This is a genomic window from Acinetobacter sp. CAU_H_60 (genome assembly GCF_058599385.1).
In genome coordinates, this window is the sequence record NZ_CM178653.1 from 179,023 (window position 1) to 203,738 (window position 24,716).

General features: G+C 43.6%; 27 protein-coding genes and 4 tRNA genes. 16 read left to right on the forward strand and 15 right to left on the reverse strand.

The window, feature by feature from the left end:
* Positions 1-211: 211 nt before the first annotated feature.
* Positions 212-1,519, forward strand: coding sequence for an FAD-dependent oxidoreductase (locus AC4MBN_RS00810; protein ID WP_491880493.1), 1,308 nt, complete (start codon positions 212-214; stop codon positions 1,517-1,519).
* A 3-nt stretch (positions 1,520-1,522) separates the two neighbouring features.
* Positions 1,523-2,362, forward strand: coding sequence for an SAM-dependent methyltransferase (locus AC4MBN_RS00815; protein WP_491880494.1), 840 nt, complete (start codon positions 1,523-1,525; stop codon positions 2,360-2,362).
* Positions 2,363-2,444: 82 nt separating this feature from the next.
* Here the strand turns inward: AC4MBN_RS00815 and AC4MBN_RS00820 are convergent.
* The 4 genes from AC4MBN_RS00820 to AC4MBN_RS00835 form a co-directional block, all read right to left on the reverse strand.
* Positions 2,445-2,520: transfer RNA gene (locus tag AC4MBN_RS00820), tRNA-Thr, on the reverse strand.
* A gap of 205 nt (positions 2,521-2,725) precedes the next feature.
* Positions 2,726-2,953, reverse strand: coding sequence for a hypothetical protein (locus tag AC4MBN_RS00825; protein WP_004781576.1), 228 nt, complete (start codon positions 2,951-2,953; stop codon positions 2,726-2,728).
* 438 nt (positions 2,954-3,391) lie between these two features.
* Positions 3,392-3,592, reverse strand: a complete 201-nt coding sequence (locus AC4MBN_RS00830; RefSeq protein ID WP_004781578.1) for a hypothetical protein — start codon at positions 3,590-3,592, stop codon at positions 3,392-3,394.
* A 204-nt stretch (positions 3,593-3,796) separates the two neighbouring features.
* Positions 3,797-3,887, reverse strand: a tRNA-Ser gene (locus tag AC4MBN_RS00835).
* Positions 3,888-4,008: 121 nt separating this feature from the next.
* Here AC4MBN_RS00835 and AC4MBN_RS00840 point away from each other — a divergent pair.
* Positions 4,009-5,889, forward strand: coding sequence for a potassium transporter Kup (locus AC4MBN_RS00840; protein ID WP_005232606.1), 1,881 nt, complete (start codon positions 4,009-4,011; stop codon positions 5,887-5,889).
* A 66-nt stretch (positions 5,890-5,955) separates the two neighbouring features.
* On the opposite strand, the gene AC4MBN_RS00845 is transcribed toward AC4MBN_RS00840, so the two are convergent.
* Entirely contained in the window at positions 5,956-6,513 is a 558-nt protein-coding gene (locus AC4MBN_RS00845; RefSeq protein WP_180002500.1) for a hypothetical protein, read from the reverse strand.
* Between the two features lie 266 nt (positions 6,514-6,779).
* On the opposite strand from AC4MBN_RS00845, the gene AC4MBN_RS00850 reads away from it, so the two are divergent.
* Together AC4MBN_RS00850 and AC4MBN_RS00855 are read left to right on the forward strand one after the other, a co-directional pair.
* Positions 6,780-7,877 carry a DNA/RNA non-specific endonuclease gene (locus AC4MBN_RS00850; protein WP_005232604.1) on the forward strand — a complete coding sequence of 366 codons (1,098 nt, stop codon included), beginning with the start codon at positions 6,780-6,782 and terminating at the stop codon, positions 7,875-7,877.
* A gap of 85 nt (positions 7,878-7,962) precedes the next feature.
* Entirely contained in the window at positions 7,963-8,208 is a 246-nt protein-coding gene (locus AC4MBN_RS00855) for a hypothetical protein (protein ID WP_491880495.1), read from the forward strand.
* 73 nt (positions 8,209-8,281) lie between these two features.
* Here the strand turns inward: AC4MBN_RS00855 and AC4MBN_RS00860 are convergent, their stop codons facing one another.
* A complete protein-coding gene (locus AC4MBN_RS00860) occupies positions 8,282-9,352 on the reverse strand; it encodes an AraC family transcriptional regulator (RefSeq protein ID WP_491880496.1) in 1,071 nt (356 codons plus the stop codon).
* Positions 9,353-9,460: 108 nt separating this feature from the next.
* On the opposite strand from AC4MBN_RS00860, the gene AC4MBN_RS00865 reads away from it, so the two are divergent.
* Positions 9,461-10,054, forward strand: a complete 594-nt coding sequence (locus tag AC4MBN_RS00865) for a hypothetical protein (protein WP_491880497.1) — start codon at positions 9,461-9,463, stop codon at positions 10,052-10,054.
* 338 nt (positions 10,055-10,392) lie between these two features.
* Here the strand turns inward: AC4MBN_RS00865 and hisF are convergent, their stop codons facing one another.
* On the reverse strand, positions 10,393-11,151 hold the full coding sequence (gene hisF / locus AC4MBN_RS00870) for an imidazole glycerol phosphate synthase subunit HisF (protein WP_004781588.1): 759 nt from the start codon (positions 11,149-11,151) through the stop codon (positions 10,393-10,395).
* A 113-nt stretch (positions 11,152-11,264) separates the two neighbouring features.
* On the opposite strand from hisF, the gene AC4MBN_RS00875 reads away from it, so the two are divergent.
* From AC4MBN_RS00875 to AC4MBN_RS00885, 3 genes are read left to right on the forward strand one after another with little or no spacing between them, the layout of a single operon-like run.
* Complete coding sequence (locus AC4MBN_RS00875) at positions 11,265-12,212, forward strand: homoserine kinase (protein WP_419375162.1); 948 nt, start codon at positions 11,265-11,267, stop codon at positions 12,210-12,212.
* A 26-nt stretch (positions 12,213-12,238) separates the two neighbouring features.
* A complete protein-coding gene (locus tag AC4MBN_RS00880; RefSeq protein ID WP_419375163.1) occupies positions 12,239-12,865 on the forward strand; it encodes a DUF1294 domain-containing protein in 627 nt (208 codons plus the stop codon).
* Positions 12,866-12,885: 20 nt separating this feature from the next.
* On the forward strand, positions 12,886-13,281 hold the full coding sequence (locus AC4MBN_RS00885; RefSeq protein WP_004781593.1) for a DUF4870 family protein: 396 nt from the start codon (positions 12,886-12,888) through the stop codon (positions 13,279-13,281).
* Positions 13,282-13,342: 61 nt separating this feature from the next.
* On the opposite strand, the gene AC4MBN_RS00890 is transcribed toward AC4MBN_RS00885, so the two are convergent.
* The 5 genes from AC4MBN_RS00890 to hisB all read right to left on the reverse strand — a co-directional run bounded on the left by AC4MBN_RS00890 (position 13,343) and on the right by hisB (position 17,323).
* Positions 13,343-14,272 carry a DMT family transporter gene (locus tag AC4MBN_RS00890; RefSeq protein WP_491880498.1) on the reverse strand — a complete coding sequence of 310 codons (930 nt, stop codon included), beginning with the start codon at positions 14,270-14,272 and terminating at the stop codon, positions 13,343-13,345.
* 68 nt (positions 14,273-14,340) lie between these two features.
* Positions 14,341-15,075 carry a 1-(5-phosphoribosyl)-5-[(5-phosphoribosylamino)methylideneamino]imidazole-4-carboxamide isomerase gene (gene hisA / locus AC4MBN_RS00895; protein WP_005232592.1) on the reverse strand — a complete coding sequence of 245 codons (735 nt, stop codon included), beginning with the start codon at positions 15,073-15,075 and terminating at the stop codon, positions 14,341-14,343.
* 222 nt (positions 15,076-15,297) lie between these two features.
* Positions 15,298-15,960, reverse strand: coding sequence for a 3'-5' exonuclease (locus AC4MBN_RS00900; RefSeq protein ID WP_034702719.1), 663 nt, complete (start codon positions 15,958-15,960; stop codon positions 15,298-15,300).
* Positions 15,961-16,112: 152 nt separating this feature from the next.
* The gene (hisH, locus tag AC4MBN_RS00905; protein WP_180104676.1) at positions 16,113-16,730 is read right to left on the reverse strand and encodes an imidazole glycerol phosphate synthase subunit HisH; all 618 of its coding nucleotides are present in this window, start codon (positions 16,728-16,730) and stop codon (positions 16,113-16,115) included.
* Positions 16,730-17,323, reverse strand: a complete 594-nt coding sequence (hisB, locus tag AC4MBN_RS00910) for an imidazoleglycerol-phosphate dehydratase HisB (RefSeq protein ID WP_491876275.1) — start codon at positions 17,321-17,323, stop codon at positions 16,730-16,732. Before hisB ends, hisH begins: the two co-directional genes overlap by 1 nt.
* A 96-nt stretch (positions 17,324-17,419) precedes the next feature.
* Between hisB and AC4MBN_RS00915 the strand changes: the two genes are divergently transcribed.
* The 7 genes from AC4MBN_RS00915 (at position 17,420) to tehB (ending at position 21,796) form a co-directional block, all read left to right on the forward strand.
* A complete protein-coding gene (locus tag AC4MBN_RS00915; protein WP_004781604.1) occupies positions 17,420-17,797 on the forward strand; it encodes a GNAT family N-acetyltransferase in 378 nt (125 codons plus the stop codon).
* 203 nt (positions 17,798-18,000) lie between these two features.
* Positions 18,001-18,076 (forward strand) — tRNA-Phe (locus AC4MBN_RS00920).
* Positions 18,077-18,212: 136 nt separating this feature from the next.
* Positions 18,213-18,288, forward strand: a tRNA-Phe gene (locus AC4MBN_RS00925).
* A 208-nt stretch (positions 18,289-18,496) separates the two neighbouring features.
* Positions 18,497-19,018, forward strand: a complete 522-nt coding sequence (locus AC4MBN_RS00930; RefSeq protein ID WP_491880499.1) for a hypothetical protein — start codon at positions 18,497-18,499, stop codon at positions 19,016-19,018.
* 229 nt (positions 19,019-19,247) lie between these two features.
* Positions 19,248-19,748, forward strand: a complete 501-nt coding sequence (locus tag AC4MBN_RS00935) for a hypothetical protein (RefSeq protein ID WP_419365802.1) — start codon at positions 19,248-19,250, stop codon at positions 19,746-19,748.
* 241 nt (positions 19,749-19,989) lie between these two features.
* Positions 19,990-20,739, forward strand: coding sequence for a hypothetical protein (locus tag AC4MBN_RS00940; RefSeq protein WP_491880500.1), 750 nt, complete (start codon positions 19,990-19,992; stop codon positions 20,737-20,739).
* A 190-nt stretch (positions 20,740-20,929) separates the two neighbouring features.
* Complete coding sequence (gene tehB, locus AC4MBN_RS00945; RefSeq protein ID WP_491880501.1) at positions 20,930-21,796, forward strand: SAM-dependent methyltransferase TehB; 867 nt, start codon at positions 20,930-20,932, stop codon at positions 21,794-21,796.
* Positions 21,797-21,899: 103 nt separating this feature from the next.
* On the opposite strand, the gene AC4MBN_RS00950 is transcribed toward tehB, so the two are convergent.
* The 3 genes from AC4MBN_RS00950 to fadA all read right to left on the reverse strand — a co-directional run bounded on the left by AC4MBN_RS00950 (position 21,900) and on the right by fadA (position 24,715).
* Entirely contained in the window at positions 21,900-22,406 is a 507-nt protein-coding gene (locus tag AC4MBN_RS00950; protein WP_419375169.1) for a hypothetical protein, read from the reverse strand.
* A gap of 174 nt (positions 22,407-22,580) precedes the next feature.
* Positions 22,581-23,405 carry a hypothetical protein gene (locus tag AC4MBN_RS00955; protein WP_166136827.1) on the reverse strand — a complete coding sequence of 275 codons (825 nt, stop codon included), beginning with the start codon at positions 23,403-23,405 and terminating at the stop codon, positions 22,581-22,583.
* Positions 23,406-23,542: 137 nt separating this feature from the next.
* Positions 23,543-24,715, reverse strand: a complete 1,173-nt coding sequence (gene fadA, locus AC4MBN_RS00960) for an acetyl-CoA C-acyltransferase FadA (protein ID WP_419375170.1) — start codon at positions 24,713-24,715, stop codon at positions 23,543-23,545.
* Position 24,716: the final 1 nt, after the last annotated feature.

Here is a 24,716-nt window from a genome sequence, read left to right on the forward strand (position 1 = left end):
CATTTGTTTTTTAAAGATTTATTTTTAAATATTTAAATATAATGGCGGTTTAATTCGCTCTATATAAAGACGTTTTTTGCTATTCAAAAAATGTAATTTATTTGTAAAGTTACGTTAACTCAGACTTACGAAAAAAAAGTATTCTGGAAGATTTTAATAACCTATTTGCCGAAAGCATGGTTCATAATTTCTTTTAGTTTTTCAATGACGGATGATCAGATTGGATATCGCAGTAATTGGTAGTGGCATGGCTGGACTGGCTACTGCCAGAATTCTTCAGGACGCAGGACATCGCATTACTATTTTTGAAGCGCTTCAGGGTCGCGGCATGGACAGTCATAGTCTCGAATTTGAAGGAGGCCTCATTGACGCACCTTTACGTGTGATGAATCCTTATCTGTGGAAAAATACCTTAAGTCTGGCGACTCATCTGGGCATTAAAACTTACCCGGTACGTACTTATATGGCCTGTAGCTGGCTGTTTGAAGACCGGGTAGAAACCTGGCTAACCACATCACGTAGCAAGATTGGCAATATTCCGATTATCAATAACCGCAAAGGCATCCAGCAATATGGCTGGCGTCTGGTTAAAGGTTTGCTGCAACTCAAAACAGCCTTGGCAAAATTCTTTAAATCTAAAAATCAGGACATCAGCCTGGCAGAATTTATCAATCGTAATGAGATTGAAGAAGTGTTCTGGCATGGTGCGGTGATGCCGGTGCTGTATACCATTTGTACCTGTAACCCGAAAACCATTGGTGAATGGCCAGCCAAACCGCTATTGATTTTCCTGCGTCAGCTAACGGATGGTGATGCCTTGTTGCGTATGCAGGGCGGTACTCCGGCTTTGGTAGACAAACTGATTGAAGGCATTCACATTGAAAGTGGTGCGCCGATCGTTTCGGTAAAAGAGCAGAGCGACAAAGTACTGGTAGAAAATGCAGTTGGTCTGTCGAAAACCTTTGATCGCGTCGTGGTGGCGACACCAACCAATCATATTGATGAATTCCTGGATCATGAGCAGTTTGGACGCGATATCGAGCTGTTAAAGAAATTCAAATTCGAACAGGGCGAATTGGTCATTCACCGTGATAGCAGCGTGATGCCTCCAAAGCGTAAGGACTGGGCTGTACTCAGCTATATGATGGATCGCAAGTTTACCCGTCAGCAATTTACGGTTTGGCTGAATGCGGTTGAACCGAGTCTGGTGGGTAAATCACCGGTATTCCAGACCTGGCGTCCTGTGACTGAGATCGATCCGAAAAAAGTGATTTCCTCAGTGACCTTGACCCGTGCGGTAGTGGATGCCAATACTATCGCTCTCAATAAAGAATTACAGCATCGCCATCTGGAAATGAACCGTAAAGTGTTCTATTGCGGTTCATGGTCATCGGATGGTTTGCCAATTCTAGAATCTGCTGTGACTTCTGCTATGAAAATTGCTGCAATTATGGGGGCACCGTTGCCATTTGAAGGACTTAAACCTAAGATCGAGGTAGCACCCCAACTCGGTTATTGATTGATGCAATGGTTTCAGGCACTTCGTCAGCGTCTTCCTCAACATAAATATGCAATTGATGCTTCGTTGCTGGGAGACCACTCGCAGTTGTCTTGGAGCAATCTGGGTTATTGGCGGGCAGGGCAGCAGGATTATGCGGCTGCCTGTCGAACTTTGGCCGACCGATTAGCAGAAACGGTCGGCTTAAATTCAAAAGATAAATTGCTGGATCTGGGCTGTGGCCAGGGTGCCAGCCTGTTGCACTGGCAACAACACTATCAGGTGCAATATCTGGCCGGTGTGGAACTTCAGCCTGCTTGTGTGGCAAATATCCAGCAGCATTTACCTGATCTCAATGCCATCTATCCGGCTTCTTTCCTGCGTTTAAAAGACATACATTTTTCCCAGCGCTTTGATGTGGTGTTGTGTCTGGATGCCGCCTATCATAGTCCCGTTTCCGAACTTCTCGAACAGGTACGCAGTGTTTTGAACACCAATGCACGGATTGGCTTTCATCATCTGATCTTGTCTGAAAAATGGAACAGCTTGAATGCGCTGCAAAAGCGTAAATATCAGTTTCTGCTGAAATCCGCCGATGTTGATTTAAAAAACCTGATGTCGGAAAATGAGCTTTATCATTGTCTGGAAAATTTTGAATTTAAGAAGATTCAGATTGAAGATCTGTCCGAAGCGGTATTTTCAGGTTTTGCTGATTATGTAAATCAGAATTTAAATTCAAAGAAATTGAAACAAAAAGGCAAAAGACTGGATCAGTTTAAAATCCGGATGACGGCAAAGCTTTGCCAGAAGTTATATCAGGATGGGATCGTGCGATATGTACAGGTGACAGCGCAGGCGATCTGAGTATTCAAGGCAAAAGCACAGCTATATAAAAATACCAAGCCCAGAAACATCAAAGCCTCACTAAAAAGCGAGGCTAAGAAAATGGTGCCGGCACACGGATTCGAACTGTGGACCTACTGATTACAAGTCAGTTGCTCTACCAACTGAGCTATGCCGGCGTTGTGGAGTGCATTTTACAGATTTTTCTTAAGGGCGCAAGCCAAAAAATAACCGTTCAATCTTATAACCAATTTTTTATTGCTGATCATTGAATCATCTTCAGTCAGGCATCTACATTTAAATCATGAAATTGCCCACATCAGGGATATGGGCAAGGATAAGGGGTTGATATTTAAAATCTATTATGAGTGAGTTAAAAGGGAATTATCTGCTTTTGAGTATCCGATCCAGGTCTTGTGCGCATTCCTCTAAAGTAAAGGCCATATCAAACTGCATTTGAGGTTTGAGTTCTTGAGCGAGACTTCTCCACTGTTCAATTAGTTTTAGGGCTTTTTGAATCTTATGTTTGTTGACGTCTTTGGCAATGGTTGGGGTATAACCGCCGCGTTTGGCATTTTTTATCTGTTTCATGTAGTTTGCGCTGTTATTCATGTCCACTCTCCGAATAGCAGTGTTTCCACTTTTTTCTAACCCAAATAAGGAAGACTCAAGTAATAACGTTTTCTATCTTTTGGTTTTTATTCTCCTTTTATCCTGTTTTGATTCCACCATAACATAGCGATGATGACAATTAAATTAAGCTATTTTTATGCCAGTTTTTGTCTCTATCATATAAATAAACTAAAAGAAGAACATAAAGTTAAGAAAGTAATAAAAATGGATATATCATAGTTTTATTCAAAGAATTTATTTCAATATATTCCAGCCTATGTGCTCACTTCTTTAAATCTGTCAAAAGAAAAAGCAAGCGATACTTACCTCAAAAATAACCAGTAAAACGAATTATCCTTTTTCAATTCATCTGTCCAAGATGCTCACTTTTAGGGTTTTAGACTATAAAAAAAGCCCAATATAAAATTGGGCTAGGGCTTAAGGCTCGACTTCTAGCGGATCACCATCTTCAGGACGAAGATGACGTGTGCCATCATCTGCAGGATCTACACTTGATCCATCCTTAGTAATCGGGTTGTACATTTCGTCCTCTTTTTTATCATCAGTGAACTCTTCATCTTCGAAATCTAGAGGCTCATTATCATCATCAAAATTTAGGGGCTTTTCATCATCTTTCATAGCGATCCATCATTTTTTACCAAGATAAGATCATGCTCGAATATTCCTCAGTGTCATTCAACAGCCATCCGGCATCATTTATGTAACTTGTATGGTTATTCTTTTATTTTTAATACATCACCTCATAATTTAGGCAACAAAAAAGCTTAAACCCTTTAGATTTAAGCCTTTGTGCACTGCGTTGGATTGCAGTTCTTTTGAATTTGGCGGTGAGAGAGGGATTCGAACCCTCGATACGCTATAAACGTATACACACTTTCCAGGCGTGCTCCTTCAGCCACTCGGACACCTCACCATGGCCGTGGATGATATAGAAAAAAAGCCAGTCTGCCAAGCTTGAAACAATTGATTTGCGGAAAAACTTTGAGCGCAGTGCTATGATTCGCAAAAATGCTTGTTAAAAACGAAGACGATATATGCAAAGCACTGCACAGAAAGCAGCTCTCCCGGTAATTACGCTGGCTGCGCTTGGGGTTGTTTTTGGAGATATTGGAACCAGTCCATTGTATGCACTACGCCAATGTTTTCTGACGTCGCACCTTGCCATTAGTGAAGCTTCGGTGTTGGGCATTTTGTCCTTGATCTTCTGGTGCATCATGCTGACAGTGAGCTTTAAATACGTCACCATCATCATGCGTGCCGATAACAACGGTGAGGGCGGAATCATGTCCTTGCTGGCCCTCAACTTGCGAACCACACGTATTTCTGATGACAAGAAAATTTACCTGATTGCGCTCGGCTTTATTGGGGCATCACTGTTTTTTGGTGACGGAATTATTACCCCGGCGATCTCCGTATTATCTGCGATTGAAGGGCTGAGTATTGCCACACCTGTGTTTAACCAATGGTTAGAGCCTTTATCGATCGGGATTATTGCAGGACTCTTTCTGGTACAACGTCATGGTACTGGAACCATGGGGAAATTTTTTGGTCCACTGACTTTACTCTGGTTCCTGTCAATTGGTGGTTTTGGTTTGTGGAGTATCATCCAGACCCCGACAGTACTGGCCATGGTGAATCCATACTGGGCCTATCATTTTGTGGTCGATCAGCCTTTTGTGGCCTTTTTAACCATGGGGGCCGTGATTTTGACCATGACTGGTGGTGAAGCCATTTATGCCGATATGGGGCATTTTGGTCGTCTGCCGATTCGTCTAGCCTGGTTCATTATCGTATTGCCATGTTTGTTACTGAATTATGCCGGACAGGGGGCATTATTGCTGCGCCGTCCTGAAGCACTGGAAAATCCTTTCTATATGCTGCTTCCGGAATGGGGCTTATATCCAATGATTGGTCTGGCGACAGCAGCTGCTGTGATCGCCTCACAGGCGGTGATTACCGGGGTGTTCTCCATGGTGAATCAGGCCATTCAACTGCGCTATTTACCGCGTCTGAGCGTAAAGCACACATCAGCCGAAGAACGTGGTCAGATCTATCTGCCATTCATTAACTGGATGCTGTTTATTTCCGTAGTGATTCTGATTTTGCTCTTTGAAAATAGCGCCCGGCTGGCAAGTGCTTATGGGGTCGCAGTCACCATGACCATGCTCTGTGGAACCATTTTAATCAGCATTCTGGCTTATGGTTTCTGGCGCTGGCCAATCTGGAAAGTGGTGTTATTTGCCACACCATTCCTGATGCTGGATCTGGTTTTTGTAGCCTCAACGTCTTTAAAAATTGCATCAGGTGGCTGGGTGCCGATTCTGCTCGGGGCGGCATTATTTACGATTCTGATGACCTGGAAAGATGGTCGTGCACTGGTTCTGAACCGTCTGGAAAAAGATGCGCTACCAATTGACCTGTTTATTAAGAGTATTTCAATCGGTGGAGGCACCAAGTTTGTGCCGGGTGAAGCGATTTTCCTGACCGGAACTCCGACCATTGTGCCGCATGCGATGTTGCACAATATCAAACACAACAAGGTGCTACATGAGCGCAATATTCTAGTAACAGTCATTACCCGGGATATTCCTTTTGTCGGTGATGAAGAACGGATTAAACTAGAAAAACTCAGTGAGCATTTTTATCGAGTGACAATGTATTACGGGTTTAAGGATCAGCCTAATATCCCGGAAGCATTGCAGCATGCGTATGCAGAATGGGGTTTTGAATATGACCTGATGCAGATCAGTTTCTTTATCTCCCGGGAAAGGATTATGCATACGGTGGGAGAGGGAATGGCACCTTGGCGGGAAAAACTGTTTGTTTCCATGCAACGTAATACCAGTCCAGTCAGCGACTTCTACCAGATTCCGACCAACCGGGTGGTTGAACTGGGTAGTCAGATCGAGATGTAAAAATAAAAAAACCAGAGCTAGGCTCTGGTTTTTTAGGGGAGAGAATTTAGAAAGCTTTATAACAAATTATTGTTCTGTTGCTTCTGTCTCAGCGGGCATTTCAGGGGCGGCATTTAAAGGTGCATCTACTGCAGGATCGGCTTCAGCTTCTACTGCAATTTCAGTTTGTTCAGTCATCGCAGCCGCTTCAGGTGCAGCAGCTTGCTGTTCTTCAAGAGCTGGTTGCTCTACAGCTTCACCCATAGTCATTTCCTGTTCTGTAGCAGGGGCTGCTGGCTCAGACTCAAGATTGGCTGGAGCTGGATTGGTATCCGGCATTTCGGGTTGTGCAACAGGTGCATCAGGCATGCCTGGTGTTGGCATTGGCTGATTTGGCATTGATTGTTGTGGCTGCTGGCCTGGCTGAGCAGGTGCAGACATTGGCTGGTTTACCAGACGAATCTGTCCAGAATTCACCAGGCTTTCAAGTGAAGCTTGCTGACCATTTACAGTGGTACTAATTTTAGCTTTAGACAAGCTTTCAAGTGTTTCACCCGCTTGTACAGGAGGCTCAGCGAATGCGCCGGCACTGATCACACTTGTAAATATTCCGAGACCTAATAACTTAGATAGTTTGGAATTCATAAATTAACTCCATTGCTAATAATTGTACGTAATTTGAGTAGTCAAATAGCTTTGCACACTCAAGACGAGGTCACAATCAAAGCTACTTAAAGGTCAAAAAACCGAGCTGAAAGCTCACTAAAAAAACGACACTTTGTTACAAGATTTAAGAATATAGGGGTAGATTGTGTAATTATTAGGCAAATAAAGAGGGTAAGATATACTTCATATACATGGCTTGTTAAGCTCGCAAAACCCCCGATTTTGATCTTAAAAGCACGTGTAGCATGGCAAAGAAGCAGCGTAAGTCGAAGAATTCAGTTTTTCAGTTTTTTAATGAAAATAGCGTGAAAGTGATCCTGGCAATGGTCGCTTCCGGGAGTTTTGCGATTGCGTTTGGCCAGGAAAAAATCAGTCAGTGGATTTCTCTGCCTTCTACATCGAATTCGAGCTGTCTGGAACAGTTTTACCGGGACATCCCGCCTTACCTGATGAAAGATAGCCTGAAAAAAGACAGTTATTCACTGTGTTTTAATGGCTTTAATGTGGGTTATTCTGGTGTATCCAAAACGCCACTGTGGGTGGCGGAGGCATTAACACCGAAGCGTCTGAGCCAGAAAATTCCACGTGAAGACAACTTCCATGAAGAAACACGACTGAATGCAGCTCATCGTGCGACTTTGGCTGACTACCGGGGGTCAGGTTATGACCGAGGCCATATGGCGCCAAATGCAGACATGCCAAATAAAGCTTCACAGTCTGACAGTTTCTCGCTGGCCAATATGGTCCCGCAGGCACCAAAGAACAATCAGCAGGTCTGGCGTGAGCTGGAAGAAGCAACCCGGGCAATTGTGACCAAGCAGAAGCAGGACGTGTATGTAGTGACCGGGCCAGTCTTTGCTGCCAAAAAGCTGAAAACTATTGGCAAGGGTGTAATTGTACCAACTGCCGTGTATAAAGCGATCTACATGCCGAAAACTGGTGCCATTGGTGCCTACTATGCTCCTAATGATAACTCGCTCAAGGTTCGCATTGTCAGTGTCTGCTATTTGGAAGAGCAGCTTGGCATTAACCTGTTTCCTCAGTTAACTGAAGAACAGAAACGCAATACCTATCATCTGCCGTTAACTGCAAATGCTGTGAAGGCCAACCAGAAAATTGCCTATTCGAATTGGGATGCAGAAAGCCAGTGTGCTGAAGACGTGCCAAAAGAAGATCTGGAAAAACTGCAGCGTGAGTTCAAACCGTCGGCTTCAAGTTCGGCCAGTACAAGTAATACCAGCTCATCAGTTAATAAGAACGGGATCGATCATGATACCCAGGATACGATTGTTAAACAGCTGATTGAGGCCTTACTACAATACATCCTGCAGCTGCTGAAATAGTGAAAAGGAGCTTGCTGTAAAAAGCAGGCTTCAGGTAGCATGCTGAAGACAGGTGAGTAAAAATAATAAAACAGAGTGGAAATTAATGTTTAAAGCATTTGAAAATGGAACCGAATCGCATGCGATTCATGACCTGACAGTTGAGAATGATCTGGACTGTGTCAGTGTGTATGGCAATCTGCAAATTACCAAAGACCAGGCCGGTCTCAAGGCAGCCAAAGTCTTACAAGCACTGTTAAATGATATTGTGCAGCAGCTCGAAGAAACACCGAATCTGCCAGAAAAAATTGAACGCAATGATGCAGATGAAATTGAAAATCCATTCTTATAGAAATTTTTTAAATCACTATTCCGGCTAGAAAAAAGCTTCTTTGATGAGAAGCTTTTTTATTTTATTCAAACTTTTAGATCTGATATGGGACATTAATCTCTGCGGTAGCAGGATAGTCCAGAAATTTTTCCTGCACTTGGGTTTCCAGATATTCTGAGCGCCATTGTTGTGGGGTTTGAGCCGTCCACTGCTTAAAGGCACGCTGAAATGCGCTCTGCTCAGAATAGCCAAGCAGCATGCTGATTTCCTGCAAACTCAGATGAGGATCTTTCAGATATTGAATGGCCATCATGCAGCGGATTTCTTGCATACGCTGCTGATAGGTTTGACCCTGTTTTTGCAGGTAGCGTTGTAGCTGACGTACAGAAAAATTCATCTGTTTGGCTATATGCTCGATCTGGAACATGTTTTTCTGCAGACCGACCAGAATCGCCTGTTGCAATCGTTGGTCAATTTGGGTGGAGTTCGGAAGTTTTTCCAGCACCGCTTCTGCCTGTTGTATCAGTAATTTCTGTAAGGTCTGATCGCCTTTTTTTAAAGGAGTCGACATTTCACTCACAGGAATCAGTACCTGGTTTCTGGCCTGCCCGAAACGGACCTTGCAGCGGAAATACTGTTCATAGACCGCAATATTTTTATTGACCGGATGCTGAAAATGGACTTCATGCAGATGCAGTTGATGCTGGTCAAGAATGCTTGAGCGAATAAATTCAGTCATGAGCGCGATGGCAATCTCGTCTGTGAGTTGCGTACTCACTTTAAACGGAATCTCGCTCCAGGAAATGGACAGGTAATCTCTATCCAGACTGACCTGTAAAGGACTGCCATCATAGATCAGGCGATGATAGTCATGATAACGCATAAAGGCTTCGCCCAGCGTTTCACTGGATAGTGCCAGATAGCCGATAATACCCAGATGTTTGGCCTGCACCAGTTGCGCGATTTCCAGGCCGAGTGCCGGCCGTTGCAACTCTTGGTCCAGCTCGCTGAGCAGATCGCGCCAGAGAATATAATCAAAACGCTCCAGGTTCTGGATCGCAAACAATTTCTTGGGGATGTCCAGTTGTTTGAGCTGGTAATAGTCCAAAAGCAAATGTCCTAAACCACCATATACCGAACCGACATAATCTTGAGGAACGTGCATTTTTTAATTCTTTTGTTCTGTCGTTTTTTGTCAATGATATTGAAATTATCGGTCAATATCTAGCCCTTTGTTTGACCTATAGTGTAAACAAACAGGGAGGAAAAGATCATGTGGAAAGGCTTTCTAGCAGGACTGGTCGTAGCCAATGGCTTTGAATGGTTTGCGCATAAATATGTACTGCATGGTACGCATCGGGCAGGGCAGACACGTTATAGCCCAGTGCCGGACAGCATGCGTTCCCATTGGGAACATCATCGTGAAGTTCGCAAGACCAGATTTTCTGATTATGCCTATGTGGAAGGTTTGAAAAACTGGCGAATCCGCAATGAAATCGGTTCACTGGCCGTCGCAGCAAGCGTATTCGGGCTGGCTTTTTATCCCTTGTCCAAGGGCATGTTTCTGGCCACGCTATATAGTGCAGGCAATTATTTTTATATGCATCGGCGGGCACATCTGCAACCAGAATGGGCCAGAAAAAAAATTCCCTGGCATTATGATCACCATATGAACAGTAACCAGGATGCCAACTGGTGCGTGACCAAGCCCTGGTTTGATTATTTGATGGGAACTCGGGTGATTTCTTCAGCAGATTTACAGGAAAAAAATCCTCTTGGTATTGCGTTGCCGGAACAGATCTCTACGCGCTTAATCCACTTAACCCAGCGTTATTTCCCGGCTAAATGGGCTAAAGATCGTGATTAAATAACTTAAATTTCGAGTAATCTGCCACATAAAATGTTAACTATTTCTTACTTTGGTTAGCCCTGTCGTGATTTGTCAATAAATTCTGCATATATTGTCAATATTGTGCTCAGGATTTCACCTATATTTGCGTCTGTTGATGATAGAAAGTCTTATCAACCTGCATACAGATTGAGTTATATTGTAAATGTCAAAGATACCAAGTGCTGTAGTTCTTCTTGGTTTTTATAGGGAGTCGCAAGACTCCTTTTTTTTGTCCAGAATTTAAATGATTTCTAAGAATAATGCATAAAAAAAGAGCGTGATATTCACGCTCTTTTTCATTTGAAGGCTGTCGTTTAAAGACGCATTTCAATGCCTTGAGCAGCTAGATAAGCCTTGGCTTCAGGAATGGTATGTTGGCCAAAGTGGAAAATAGAGGCGGCAAGTACTGCATCGGCACCACCATGGATAATCCCGTCAGCCAGATGCTGCAAGTTGCCTACGCCACCTGAAGCAATCGTCGGTACAGTCACACGGTCATTAATGGCACGCATGAGTGGAATGTCATAACCTGCTTTGGTGCCATCGGCATCCATAGAGGTAATTAAAAGTTCGCCTGCGCCATAGCTGGCCATTTTCTCTGCCCATTCCAGGGCATCAATGCCGGTCGGTTTGCGTCCGCCGTGGGTAAAGATTTCCCATTTATTCTCGCCAGTTTTTTTGGCATCAATCGCTACCACGATACATTGCGCGCCAAAACGCTGTGAGGCTTCCTGTACAAACTCAGGATTGAAGACTGCTGCCGAGTTAATACTGACTTTATCTGCACCTGCATTTAACAGTAGACGAATATCTTCCACTTTACGCACGCCACCGCCTACAGTAAGCGGTACGAATACAGATTCAGCCATACGCTCAACGGTACGGTAAGTGGTGTCGCGTCCATGATGTGTAGCGGTAATATCAAGGAAAGTAATTTCATCGGCACCTTGTTCATTATAACGGCGTGCCACTTCTACCGGGTCACCCGCATCACGAATATCAAGGAACTGAACACCCTTGACTACGCGACCGTTGTCGACGTCCAGACAAGGAATAATACGTTTAGCTAGCATAAATTTTTCCAATTATTACAGCCGATTATGAAACTCACCCACGCAAGCGCTACACCTTGGTAGATGGAAACGGTATTCTAGCAAAAATATGTAAGTTTTTTCGCAGGTTTTCTATGTCGGTTTATACCACTTTGACTTTAAAGGAAGTTCAGGATTTCGCAGCACCTTATGGACTTGAGGTGATTGATCTGATTCCCATTCAAGGAGGTATCCAGAATACGAACTATTTTCTGGTCTGCGAAAACCAGCAATATGTGCTGACTGTTTTTGAAGATATGGATGAACAGGCCGCCGGAGAACTGGTGCCGGTCTTGCAGCATCTGGGGCAGGCAGGTCTCGCCGTACCGGTGCCTTTATCCCACTCAGGCAAAGCCATTCACACACTAAAAAATAAACCGGCACAAATTGCGCCACGTATGATGGGCGAGCATCCGATGCCATCTACCGTTGCGCAGGCAGAAGCGATTGCCATTGCTCAGGCCAAAATGCATGTGGCATTGAAAGATTTTAAACTTGAGCGTGCCTTTGTCCGTGACCATGCTTACTGGTATAACGTAGCACAGGAAATTAAACCGAGTCTGAACGCAGCAGATAAAGTCTTACTGGGTAAACTTCTGGGCTTGTATGAAGCTTTAACCGCAGTATATCCGGATCGTCCACGTGGCTTTATCCATTCGGATCTGTTTCGTGACAATACCCTGTTTGAGGGTGATCAGCTGAAAGGAATTCTGGACTTTTATGAGCTGAATAAAGATGAATTCCTGTTTGATATTGCGATTACTTTAAATGACTTCTGTACCAATTATCCAGAAGTCACCTTAAATGAAGAAAAGGCCAATGCCTTTTTAAAAGCCTATGAAACTGTTCGTCCTTTAACTGCAGATGAAAAATCATGTCTGGAGCTTTACCTGGCGATGGCTGCGGGCCGTTTCTGGATGATGCGTTTACAAGTGGCACAGAAAAATGCGGCTGAAGGCCGCACCGGTGAAGATATTCTGCAAAAAAATCCGGAAGAGATGCGTAACATGCTGATTGAACGTTTAAAATTCGTGACAGCTTAAATTTAGAATAAACAGGAACAGGCAAAATGCGCGATCAGGGACGTTTAGTGGAATGGTTTGATGACAAAGGCTATGGCTTTATTCAGCCTAATGATCCGGCCAAAGATCGCGTGTTTTTGCATATCAAGGATTTTGCCCGTCCCGGTCCACGGCCGATTGTTGGTTGTGCGCTGGATTATCTTGTGATTCTGGACGAGCAGGGACGCTATCGTGCCCAGCAGGTTATGTACCTGAAAGCATCGCAAACCAAAACTGCAAAAACAAAAACTAAAACATCAGGCCGAAGTCAGCCAGAAAGACTACAGCCGATGCAGGTTGCTTCTGTGGCCTATATTCTGGTATTAGCGGGACTAAGTTTAGCCGGCTTGTTGAGTGGAATGATCCTGTTGCTGGTGAGCCTGATGAATGTCCTTAGTTACTGGCTGTATGCCCAGGATAAGGAAGCGGCACAACTGGGCAATCGCCGTATTCCGGAAAACACCCTGCATCTGGTGGCTTTTCTGGGAGGATGGCCGGCAGCCTGGCTGGCACAGCAAAAATTACGGCATAAAACACAAAAACAACCCTTCCGGCAAATTTATTTTTGTACTATAGCTTTTAACATCATTTTGATTATATGGCTGATTTCTCCCTTCAACAGCCTGAATATCTAGAAACAACCACAGGAGCGTAGATGAACTATTCAATTGATAAAGACTCAAATCGCACGCTAACCCTGATTCTTTATATCTTATATATCGTGGCCATTTTTAGTGGTGGCTTGCTGGCAGTGATTGCACTGATTATTAACTATGTGAAGCGCTCGGATGTACGAGGTTCGATTTTTGAAAGCCACTTTACCTGGCAAATCCGCAGTTTCTGGTGGTATCTGTTCTGGAATATTGTAGCCTTTGTGCCATTCCTATTCCTGTTCTTTACCCATGAAGATCCGGACCTGTTTGCAGGCGTCGCTTTTGGCGCATCAACTTTCTGTCTGGTTGTGGTCTTTGTTTCCTGGATCTGGATTGTCTATCGCGCGATTCGCGGCATTATGCGTCTGAATGACAATCGACCGATGTATACCAAATAAGATTAGCTATATTTCTCTAGATAAAAAACTCCCCCTTTTCTAAGAGGGGGAGTTCATAAGCTTAGGAAAGATCTTCCTTCAACTCTTCTATTTTTTCTTTTCTGAAAAATTTTGGTTTCCATTCGCTGGCAATTACCCCAAGTACCACCATCAATCCGCCTAGAAGTGCCAGCGCAGGCAAACGTTCTCCCGCCATACGTCCAAATAAACTTGCCCAGATCGGTTCACCCGCATAAATGATCGCAGCTTGAGAAGGATCTACCATTTCCTGTGCCCAGTTCATCACCAGCTGAATACAGGCACTGGCAATACCGAGACCGACCAAAATACCTGCCAGATGCCAGTGAAAGTCAGGTAACTGAGATTCACCCAGTATCGGTGCCATCAGAAAACAAAATAGCGAGGCAAAAATGAGTTGTAGTACGGTGACACGCCGGGTATTCACCTTTGGAGCAAAATGACTGATAAAAATAATCTCAAGTGCAATGGCAATCGAGCCGAGCAAAGTCAAAGCTTGACCAAAATTCAGCTGGATGGCACCAAAGCCATTGCCCGTTAAAAAGACCAGACCGAGGAAGGCAAACAGGGCACCGACCCAGGTCATAAAATGCGGTTTTTTACGGAACAGTAACCACAGCAATAGAGGCACTAAGGGAACATACAACGCTGTTAGAAAGGCCGATTCACTGCTGCTAATCGTTTGCAAACCCACCGTTTGTGTTCCATAACCGATCGAAATCACAGCCCCGATGATGGCACCCGCTGCCACTTCTTTAAGTGTCATGCTTTTCAGATGCTTTAGGGACAGCAGGGTTACGGCAATTGCCGCCGCTGCAAAACGTAATCCGACAAAGATCACCGGACTACTGAAATTCAGGCCATATTGTACGGTAATAAAACTGCCACCCCAGATAATCGTAATCAGGATCAGAGCAAGTTGAGGAACTTTAGTTCTCCAGATAGAGGGAGTTTGGGAAATAGGTGTCGACATGGGAGAGAGGGTCAAAAAATTGAACAATAAAAAAAGAGGTCCACAGACCTCTTTTTCAGCAGACGCTATTATAGCGCTTCTTGTTCATCCAGCAATAATTGTGCTTCACGCAGATTTAAAGTGCCTTCATAGATCGCACGACCGGTAATCGCACCTAAAATGCCAGGCTGATCTTTCAGGTTACGCACGTCATCCATATTGGTTACACCACCTGAAGCAATTACAGGCAGACCTGAATATTGTGCCAGATGTACAGTTTGCTCAATGTTGACACCCTGCATCATGCCATCACGGGCAATATCGGTATAAACAATACTAGACACGCCTGCATCCGCAAAACGTTTTGCCAGATCAGTCGCTTTTACATCAGTCACATTCGCCCAGCCATCAGTTGCTACCATGCCGTTCATGGCATCGATACCCACAATAATGTGGCCTGCAAATTTTTTGCATGCTTCTTCTACAAATTCAGGATTTTGCACTGCTTTTGTACCAATAATCACAAAAGATACGCCTGCTTCCAGATAATGCTCAATGGTTTCCAGTGAGCGGATCCCGCCACCAATCTGGATAGGCAATTCTGGCTGTGATTTGGCAATGGCTTCTACCACTGGCTTATGAATCGGTGTACCTGCGAAAGCACCATTTAAATCTACTAAATGCAAGCGGCGAGCGCCTTCATTTACCCAATGCTGTGCTGTTGCCACTGGATCGTCAGAAAATACGGTATCGTCTTCCATACGACCTTGTTTTAAACGGACACATTTGCCATCTTTCAGGTCAATTGCAGGGATGATCAGCATGCTTTCGCTCCTTGCTTAATCTTTAGAATGAATTTCAGTGAGTTCATCTTAGCAAATAAAGTCGAAATTTCTAACTCTTAAACGGTATGAAAAAAGAAAACCTGTCTGAAGATATGCTGGAGTAACAGGATTTTATTCTTCAATTTTTTTATTTATTCCAATACTCCTGATGGAGTCTAATATCAAAATGATATTTCGCTAGAAAACTGATCTTCTGTTTGTTCAAATTTTTGAATGCGGGCGAATTTTCAATTTTAGTGAAGTATTGGGAACTTCCTTAGGACCCAAGCCACGGTGCAGCAATTCTTCAAAGACCAGTAAAGGTGCATAGGCATCTGCAGCCGCATATTCAATTTGTGCCTGACTGAGATGTTTTTTCGCCCAGTTCGATGTCGTAACCCGTTTCGATTTAGGAAAATTCACCTGAAATAGCAAAGCCATCGCATTTTTTAGTCCAAGAGGATTTTTAATGCCGAATGCACCAAAGCACTTTGACAGTTCAATCACACTGTTCAGCTCAATGCCTCTTTTACGGAAGAGATGCGCATCATTTTTCAGGCCAAAACCAACTTTAATCTGGTCACGATTGGCAAAAATCGGTTTCAGAAAATCCCAAATGGCAGTATTCATTTGAAACAGGTAGGCCTTTTCCAGAGTGGCCAGCTGAATCAGATGCGGACCAGTGGACACTTCACCGACCTTGAAGGTCGGTTTGGACTCAGTGTCCAGACCAAAGACCGCGATCTGCTCAAGTTCTTCGCGTAGAGCTTCACATTGCTGAATACTGTTAATCACCACAATATTTTCAGGCGCGATATTTTGAAAAGGTGGAAAAGTCGCTATTGCCTCTTTACTCGGCAGAATATCATTAAGTTGGGTATCCATGATTAAAGCATCTTCCATTGATGAATATTCAGGTTGAATAGAGCATACCTTAGAGAAGGAAGTTTGGATGTGAATTATTTTTCAAAAATAAAATTTTAAGCTGTAGCCCATAAAAAAAGCCCGCATGATGCGAGCTTTTTGAATGTATTGGATTAGATATTCCAATCCACAAAGTTTTTTAGCAATTGAAGGCCTGCAGTATGGCTCTTTTCCGGATGGAACTGGGTCGCAAACAGGTTGTCTTGATGCAGGGCAGTACAGAAATCAATACCATAGTTACAGGTTGCTGCCACGATGCTTGGATCTTGGGGTTCCACATAGTAACTGTGCACGAAATAGAAACGGGCATCCTGAGCAATGTCTTTCCACATCGGATGGCTTGGATCGGCCTGATGTACCTGGTTCCAGCCCATATGCGGCACTTTTAAACCCGCCATTTCCGGGAAGTGTTTGACTTCACCTGCAAAAATACCCAGTGCATCAGCACCGCCATTTTCTTCAGAGCGTTGCATCAAGGCCTGCATACCGACACAGATCGCCAATACCGGTTTGTTGAACACGGCATTACGCACGACTTCATCAATTCCGGCTTCATGCATGCCTTGCATACAGTCACGCATTGCACCCACACCCGGAAAAACGATTTTGTCGGCTTGGGCGATCAGTTTTGGATCATTGGTTACATCTACCGTTGCACCGACGTGTTCAAGTGCTTTGGCTGCTGAGTGTAGGTTTCCCATGCCATAGTCAAGAAGGGCAATACGGGTCATTACAAGGTACCTTTGGTTGAAGCAACAGTATTCGCAGCACGTGGATCAACTTCACATGCCATACGCAGTGCACGGGCAAACGCCTTAAATACACTTTCGATCTGGTGGTGACTGTTTTTACCTTTCAGGTTATCAATGTGCACAGTTATCAGTGAGTGGTTGACAAAGCCCTGGAAAAACTCAGAGAACAGGTCTACATCAAAACGGCCAATCATGGCGCGGGTAAATGGAATGTCCATGAACAGACCTGGACGGCCAGACAGATCCACCACCACACGGCTTAAAGATTCATCAAGCGGCGCATAGAAGTGTCCATAACGACGTAGGCCCTTTTTATCACCCAAAGCCTGAGCGAACGCTTGACCTAAGGTAATACCACAGTCTTCTACGGTATGATGGTCATCAATTTCCAGATCTCCATCACAATGAATATCAATATCGAACAGACCATGTCGCTTGATTTGATCAATCATATGATCTAAAAATGGAATACCAGTGTTTAAAGTGCCTTGACCAGTACCATCGAGGTTCAAACGAACTCGAATTTTGGTTTCGTTGGTATTTCTTACCACTTCACTGATACGATCTGTCATAGACACGTTCCTCAAATACGTCAAAATGATTGATGTAGAAAATATTTTCGCCGTGACGACGTCACCGCATATTAGATTGCTCAGGAGGGTTTATCAATGCCTATTACCGTACATGCTTATACTTCTCTAGAAAACGACGAAGTGCGCAGCCAGCTTGAGCGACTGTATGACACTAGCCCTGAATTTAGTGATGGGGCAGATGCCATTGAACATCTAGAGCAAAACCTTGCACAGTATACCTTACTTTATACCGCAGAATTTAACACCAAAATCATCGGTGCCATCTGGTGCACGGGACAAGGCGAAAGCCGAACCCTGGAAAATATTGTGGTGCATCCGGCCAACCGTGGACGCGGGGTTGCAGAAAGGCTGGTGAGTGAGGCATGCCGCATGGAAGAGGAAAAAGGAGTAAAAGCATTCGTACCGGGATGTGGAGCCATTCACCGCTGTCTGGCAAATCTTGAAAAAATTTAAATACAGATAAATTTCAAGCAGCCTTCGGGCTGCTTTTTTTGTAAATACCGGATTCAATTTGTTTTATTAGTCAGGTATTTGCTGAGAATATTGAAAAATATTGCTGTATAAACATGCAAATCGATGGAAAAGTAAACATTTGATGATTTTTATACGTTATGTACTTGACGATTAAGAGCTGAAACTGTTTAATACGCGACATCGGCGTGATAGCTCAGTTGGTAGAGCAACGGATTGAAAATCCGTGTGTCCCCAGTTCGATCCTGGGTCTCGCCACCATATTCAAAACGATTTTAAAGTTTTCAATCCCTGATCCCATCAGGGATTTTTTTTAGGCCAAAATTCAGACACTCAATCTTTTTTTTCATAATTTCGATTGACTAATGTGTCCAGATACGGCTTAATACACCGCATCGGCGTGATAGCTCAGTTGGTAGAGCAACGGATTGAAAATCCGTGTGTCCCCAGTTCGATCCTGGGTCTCGCCACCATATTCGAAAAAACCTCAAACAATGTTTGAGGTTTTTTTTCGCCTGTGATTTTTGATTCAGCCTAAGAATTAACTTGTTTTGCCATTCATCTGAGCAAGAATGAGTTCTCTAAATAATCAAGGTAATCTAATAGATAATTAAATTAAATACAGACTTTAGCAACCGGTGAAGGCATTCAGGTTGTGAAATTTGAAGTAGGGGAAAGCCCATGAATAGTCTAAAAACATCTTTATTTGGGATTCTGTTAGGTACATTGAGCATAGCAGTGCATGCGGAAGAACAGAAACCGGTGCTTACCTTGCCTACGATGACCATTATGGCTGAACCTGAAATGAGTAATGAAACCGGCTATGTACCTTTTGTACAGGAAGAAAAGAATCTGCGAGCCTTACAGCATCAGGTGATCCGTGGAACCCGGGATGCAGAGAATTTCATGGTCAATCCTGATGTGGTGGCAAACCTAGATATCCAGCCCATAAAAGCACCTGATTTAGATTCACTGTCACCTGCACTGCAACAGTATGTGATGACCATTGCCCAAGGCTTACAATCCAGTGATCCAACCCAGGGACTGTATACACTGCTGGAGAATGTCGGGATCGATCGTAGCAGCAGCATGCAGCCAGGGCGTGGCCTTCAATTACAGATCAATCTAGACAAGGTAAATCTGGGCTTATTAGAAAACTACAACAATCCATCTCCTGTAGCGCAATTTCCAAGATCTCCTTAAAGGAGAGCCAGTAATGCAAATCAATCCCCGCAAACCGGGGATTTTTGCTTTTTTAAATTTAACTTCTGATTCATTTATGTTTTTTAGGAGCTTTGTTCCTGATTTGCTGGTTGGTTTTATGAGGGTGTAATGGGTTCGATTGACCGTTTATCAAACTTAACAATAAGAAGCTGTATTACTTGTAAGATTTAATCTGACGCTTTCCCTTTTCCAACCGAGGGGTAATAAGATGAATCTCCTAAAATCCATTCAAAGCTTGGGCCTGATGCTGACCTGTACTGCTTTTACTCTCCCTACATTGAGTCACGCAGCTCCTGCTCCTTCTGAAACAACGGTACTTCCCACCTTAACTGTCATGGCAGAGCCTGAGATGCGTGCTGTAACGGAAATTATGCCTTATCAGGAAGGTGCCAGCCAGCGTAAGGCTTTGCAGATGCGCCTGATGAAAATTGAACGCGATATCCAGGCTTATAGTGTCGATGGTGATGTCGTTACAAATATTGACATGGGAGCGGCAGCGCCTAATCCAGATCTGGACAGTCTGCCTACTGTATTCCGGGAATATGTACTGGCAGTAGCACAAGGCTTGCAGTCCTCAGATCCAAGAAATGGAATCTATGTAATTCTGCAACCTTTCGGTATTGACCGGAATGCCACCAATGTACAGATCGTCCTGGAACAGTTTGATCCGAATCGGCTTGAGCTCAGTCTGCCTTTTGGTTCGCGCTAGCACACAATCCGATGGGTCAGGCTGATCAGGTCAGTCAGTTTCGGTATAGCCAGGTCACGACATGAAGAAAGGAAGTCTGAAAACTTATTTCCTTTCTTCAGACTTTTTACTGGGTTCATTTTTTCAGTATTGAGGAAGCACGTTCACAAATGTGAAAAGCTCTATGTCTTGAATTATGCTGGAAAAATAAGCATAGTGTAAAAAATCAACAAGATCTGGATGACAGACCTGGAGCGTGTAGATGCCCCGTGTTTTTATGATTATCGCTGGAGTGGTACTGGCAATTTTGATCTGGTTATTTTATCAAAATTCTGTAGAGCAGAAACAGCAGGCCGATTTGCAAGAATATGAAACGGTACTGGAAGAAAAAACCGGATCTATTTTGCAACAGGCACAGGATTGGTCTAAACCGATTCAGATTGATCTGGAAGATGATCGTTTGGATGGAGATTATGCCGTAATGGCCCAGTTTATTCTGGGTCAGATGCGTGATCGTGCCGAGGCTCGTAATCAGTATTTACGTGACCTCAAAGCAGCGAACTGGGATCGTTTTCTGGACATTGACCGCTTAGCCAAAGATCAGGCTCAAGACTATAAAGAAACTAAAGCCATGCTGAAGCGCGTGCATGAAATTGTCGATAGCTATGAACAGACAATTCAGCAGCGGGCAACCCAGCAGTTAGAGCAGGTGAAACAGCTGGATATTAAAAATCGCTATCGTCAGCAGCTGGCAGATAATCTGAAAGCCAATCAGCAGCAGGATAATGCCCATGCAATTTTTGAAATTGAAAAACAGAGTCTGGCCAAAGCAGACCAGTTATTTCTGGTGCTGAAAAACAATAAATGGGAAAAGAAAAATCAGACCTTTATGTTCTATGAAGATGCACCCTTAAAGCAATTCAATAAGCTGTATCAGGAAATAGTGCAGCTCAACCAGCAAATGACTCAAGTCGATCAGCAGGCACTTAAAGAAGCAGAGAACAAACTCTAAGCATAAAGATCTTATGGCTTCTTATGCCCTAAATTGTATGATGTTTTCCTGTCAGAATCAGTCTTACTGCATTGCTTACATCAAAGATGTACCAGTTCTCATCTGTAATAGAACCAGCTATGCTTGAGAAAAATGAATATCCAGAAGCATGCTTGCAGACGGAAAGCGAGAAGAGGGAGCACAATCTTTTATGCAACAATTGAAATGTTATAAAGAATTTCCGGTCTGGACGCAGCAAGCTATCCCACAAGGGTTCAAGCAGCCACACAATACCAAAGCAGGCACTTGGGCAAAGCTGACCGTTCTTAAAGGTGAGCTGCATTTTGCCATGCTGGATCAGTCAGGTCATATACAGTCTGAACATGTATTTACGCCAGAGCAGCAACCACCGTTCATTGAGCCACAGGTATGGCATAAGATTATTTCTGCCAATGAAGATGCAGAATGTCAGCTACGTTTTTACTGCAAACCTGAGGATTACTTCACTAAGAAATATCAGCTAAGCCCGACCCATTCAGAAATTTTGGCAGCTATGCCGTATTTAAAGGGTGGTCGTGCGCTGGATGTCGGTTGTGGTTCAGGCCGCAATTCGCTGTATTTGAGTCAGAACGGTTTTGAAGTTGGTGCCTGGGATGTGAATGAAAATAGTCTGCAAACCTTGAGACAGATCATTCAGGCCGAAAAAATCGAGAATATTCAGGTTCAGCAACGGGATTTAAATCTTGACCCCAGTATTCAGGGCCAATATGACTTTATCTGCTGTACGGTAGTGATGATGTTCCTACAGGCCGATACCATTCCACCTCTTATTGCACAGATGCAGCAGGCGACAGTGCCGGGCGGTTATAACCTGATTGTCTGTGCGATGGATACCGATGATATTCCGGTACAGTCAGACTTTCCGTTTAGTTTTAAGCCGGGGCAGCTCAGTACCTATTATGAAGGTTGGAATCTGGTGAAATATAATGAAAATGTAGGTGAATTACACCGTGTAGATGAACAGGGCAACCGGATCAAGCAGCATTTTGCGACTATGTTAGCCCAAAAGGTCGAATAAGAGATTTATACGGTCTTTAGATTTTTGACTTTAAAACAGAGAGAGCTAAAAATAAAAAAAGATGTCACTCGGACATCTTTTTTTTTGATGGATTTAAAATATTTTAAGCAGATTTTTTAAACCAAGAGAACCAGCCTTTTTTCTCGGCTTTTACAGCTGCTTCAGCAGGTGCTGCTTTTACTGCTTCTACTGGTTGAGCTGCTGCAGCTTTTACTTCTTCAGCTTTGGCTACAGTGGCTTCTTTTACTTCAGCAGTTTTTACAGCTGCATCAGTTTTGACAGCTTCTACTTTAGTATCCGCTACAGTTTTTGTTGCTACCACTTTAGCGTTCGCTGCTTCTTTAGTTTGAGCAGCTTGTTGTTGAGTTGCTTCTACTTTAGCGACAGCCGCTTGTTTCTCAGCAGTAGCTTTGGCAGCAGAGTCTTGTGCTTTAACAGTCGCAGTCGCTACTTTTGCTTGTGCAGGCGCGGTTGCTTGTTGAGCAGTTTGAGCAGCAACAGTTTTTGCTTGTTCTTTCATTGCAGCAACAGGAGAAACAGTTGCAGAAGCCATAGCAGAAGCTGAAGTTGCAACGATTGCAGTTGCTAGAAGTGTTTTAAGCATTTTCATGCGTAACCCCATAAATAAAGGAGATAAATGTGGGACTATGATACGCCTGCCAAATATAAGTGGCTGATGGATAAGTTTTTATTGGTTGAATATTCAACTAAATTTACAAAGGGATAACATTCTTTTAAATAAAAAAACCCTGTTATTAAACAGGGTTTTTTATTTATTTCTATTTTAAAGACCCAAAGGTTTTAGCATATTTGGTGTCGTTACGCTAACTGGGCCGGTCTGATAAAGTTTTCCATCGAATTTTTGATGCTTAGACCATAAAATTTGTTTCTTATCCAAATCAACATAAGAAAGTACATAGTATTGGCCTTCTGTAGGTACTGGATCATCTGCTACAACTACACCCATTGTCAAAACTGCGAAAGCAGCTGTGCCGGCAATATTACCAATCCGTTTTCCTAAAGAAGGCTGTTGTCCTAAGACCTGGATGACCAGAACCTTAGATGTGCCTAACACAGGCTTGAGATGGTCAGTTAGGCGATCTGTAATATCAATATCTACAGGTTGATAGTTATTGCTTAACGCATAACGCCCATGGCTGGCTTTAAAACTCTTTTGAAGCAGCAGTTGGATACTTGCACCATCCAGATCAGTAATTGCAGGTTGGTTGGCTGCCAAAACAGGATAAGTGCCTAAATATTCAGGTTGCGACTCTAAAGTATTACGTTTTTTATAAGTCTGAATGGTACGCTTTTCAAAGAAACCGCAATGTGTTGGCTGGAAGGTTTTGGTCACTTGAACCGCATTCTGGTTTAACTGTTTTACCAATGATTGAGATATTGCTTCGGCAGTACGATTAGATTGATCCAGTAAAATATGACTGTCACCAAGTTCTTTACGTAGTAGGCAGGCATCTGTCAAGATAGCCACAGGTTGGGTTTTAAATTCTTTTTGAATTCTTGCAAAGTAATCAGATTGTGGTGCTTTTGGTGTGCTGGCACATCCTACCAAGCTCAGACTCAGAACTGTAAATGCTAAATATTTTTTCATAATTATTTTAAATTTGTATTTAATATTTAACTTTATCATAAATAAGGCTATGTGTATTTTACAAAACTTTGAATGAATAGTTCGCAATAAAGAAACCCCGCAATAAGCGGGGTTTTCTGTCTCGAAGTATTTAAGAATTAAACACGTTCGATAATCGTTGCAATACCTTGACCTAGACCGATACACATCGTTGCAAGACCGATTTGAGTATCTTGCTGTTCCATGATGTTTAGGAGAGAAGTGGTAATACGCGCGCCAGAACAGCCCAACGGGTGACCTAATGCAATCGCACCACCATTCAGGTTCACGATATTCTGTTTCTCGTACAGCCCTAAGCCTTTAAGTACAGACAGACCTTGCGCAGCAAAGGCTTCGTTCAACTCAACAGTTTGAATATCTTCAATCGTCAGACCAGCACGTTTTAATGCTTTTTGAGTTGCTGGAACAGGGCCATAACCCATAATCGCAGCATCACAACCTGCAACCGCCATAGAGCGAATCACAGCACGTGGTTTCAAACCGAGCGCTTGAGCACGTTCAGCAGACATTAACAGCATTGCAGATGCACCGTCAGACAATGCTGAAGATGTTGCAGCAGTTACTGTACCGCCTTTAGGATCGAATACTGGACGCAAAGCACGGAAAGTTTCGATGTTAGCATCCGGACGGATGACTTCATCGATATCGCACAAAACTTTATAACCGTCAGCATTATGACCTTCGATGCCTACGATCTCGTTCTGGAACAGACCATTTTCAGTTGCAGCCCAGGCACGGCGGTGAGATTCAACACCAAACGCATCCTGTTCTTCACGAGTAATACCGTTCATGCGACCCAGCATTTCAGCAGTCAGGCCCATCATGTTAGACGCTTTAGCATAGTGTTTAGATGCAGCAGGGTTCAGGTCGATGCCGTGCATCATGCCTACGTGGCCCATGTGCTCTACACCGCCGATGATGAAAATATCACCCTGGTTAGTCGCAATCTGTGCAGCCGCAGTGTGGATTGCCTGCATAGAAGAACCACACAGACGGTTAACCGTTTGACCTGCAACAGTCTTAGGAAGGTCAGCTAACAATGCGATGTTACGCGCAATGTTCATCCCTTGTTCCAGAGTCTGGTTCACACAGCCCCAGATCACATCTTCAACTTCATTCGGATCGAATTCATTACGAACCATCAACGCACGGATAAGTTCAGCTGACATGCTGTCGGCACGTACATTGCGGAACATACCGTTTTTCGATTTGCCCATGGCAGTACGTACGCCATCAACAATCACAACGTCACGTGGATTTAAAGTAGCCATT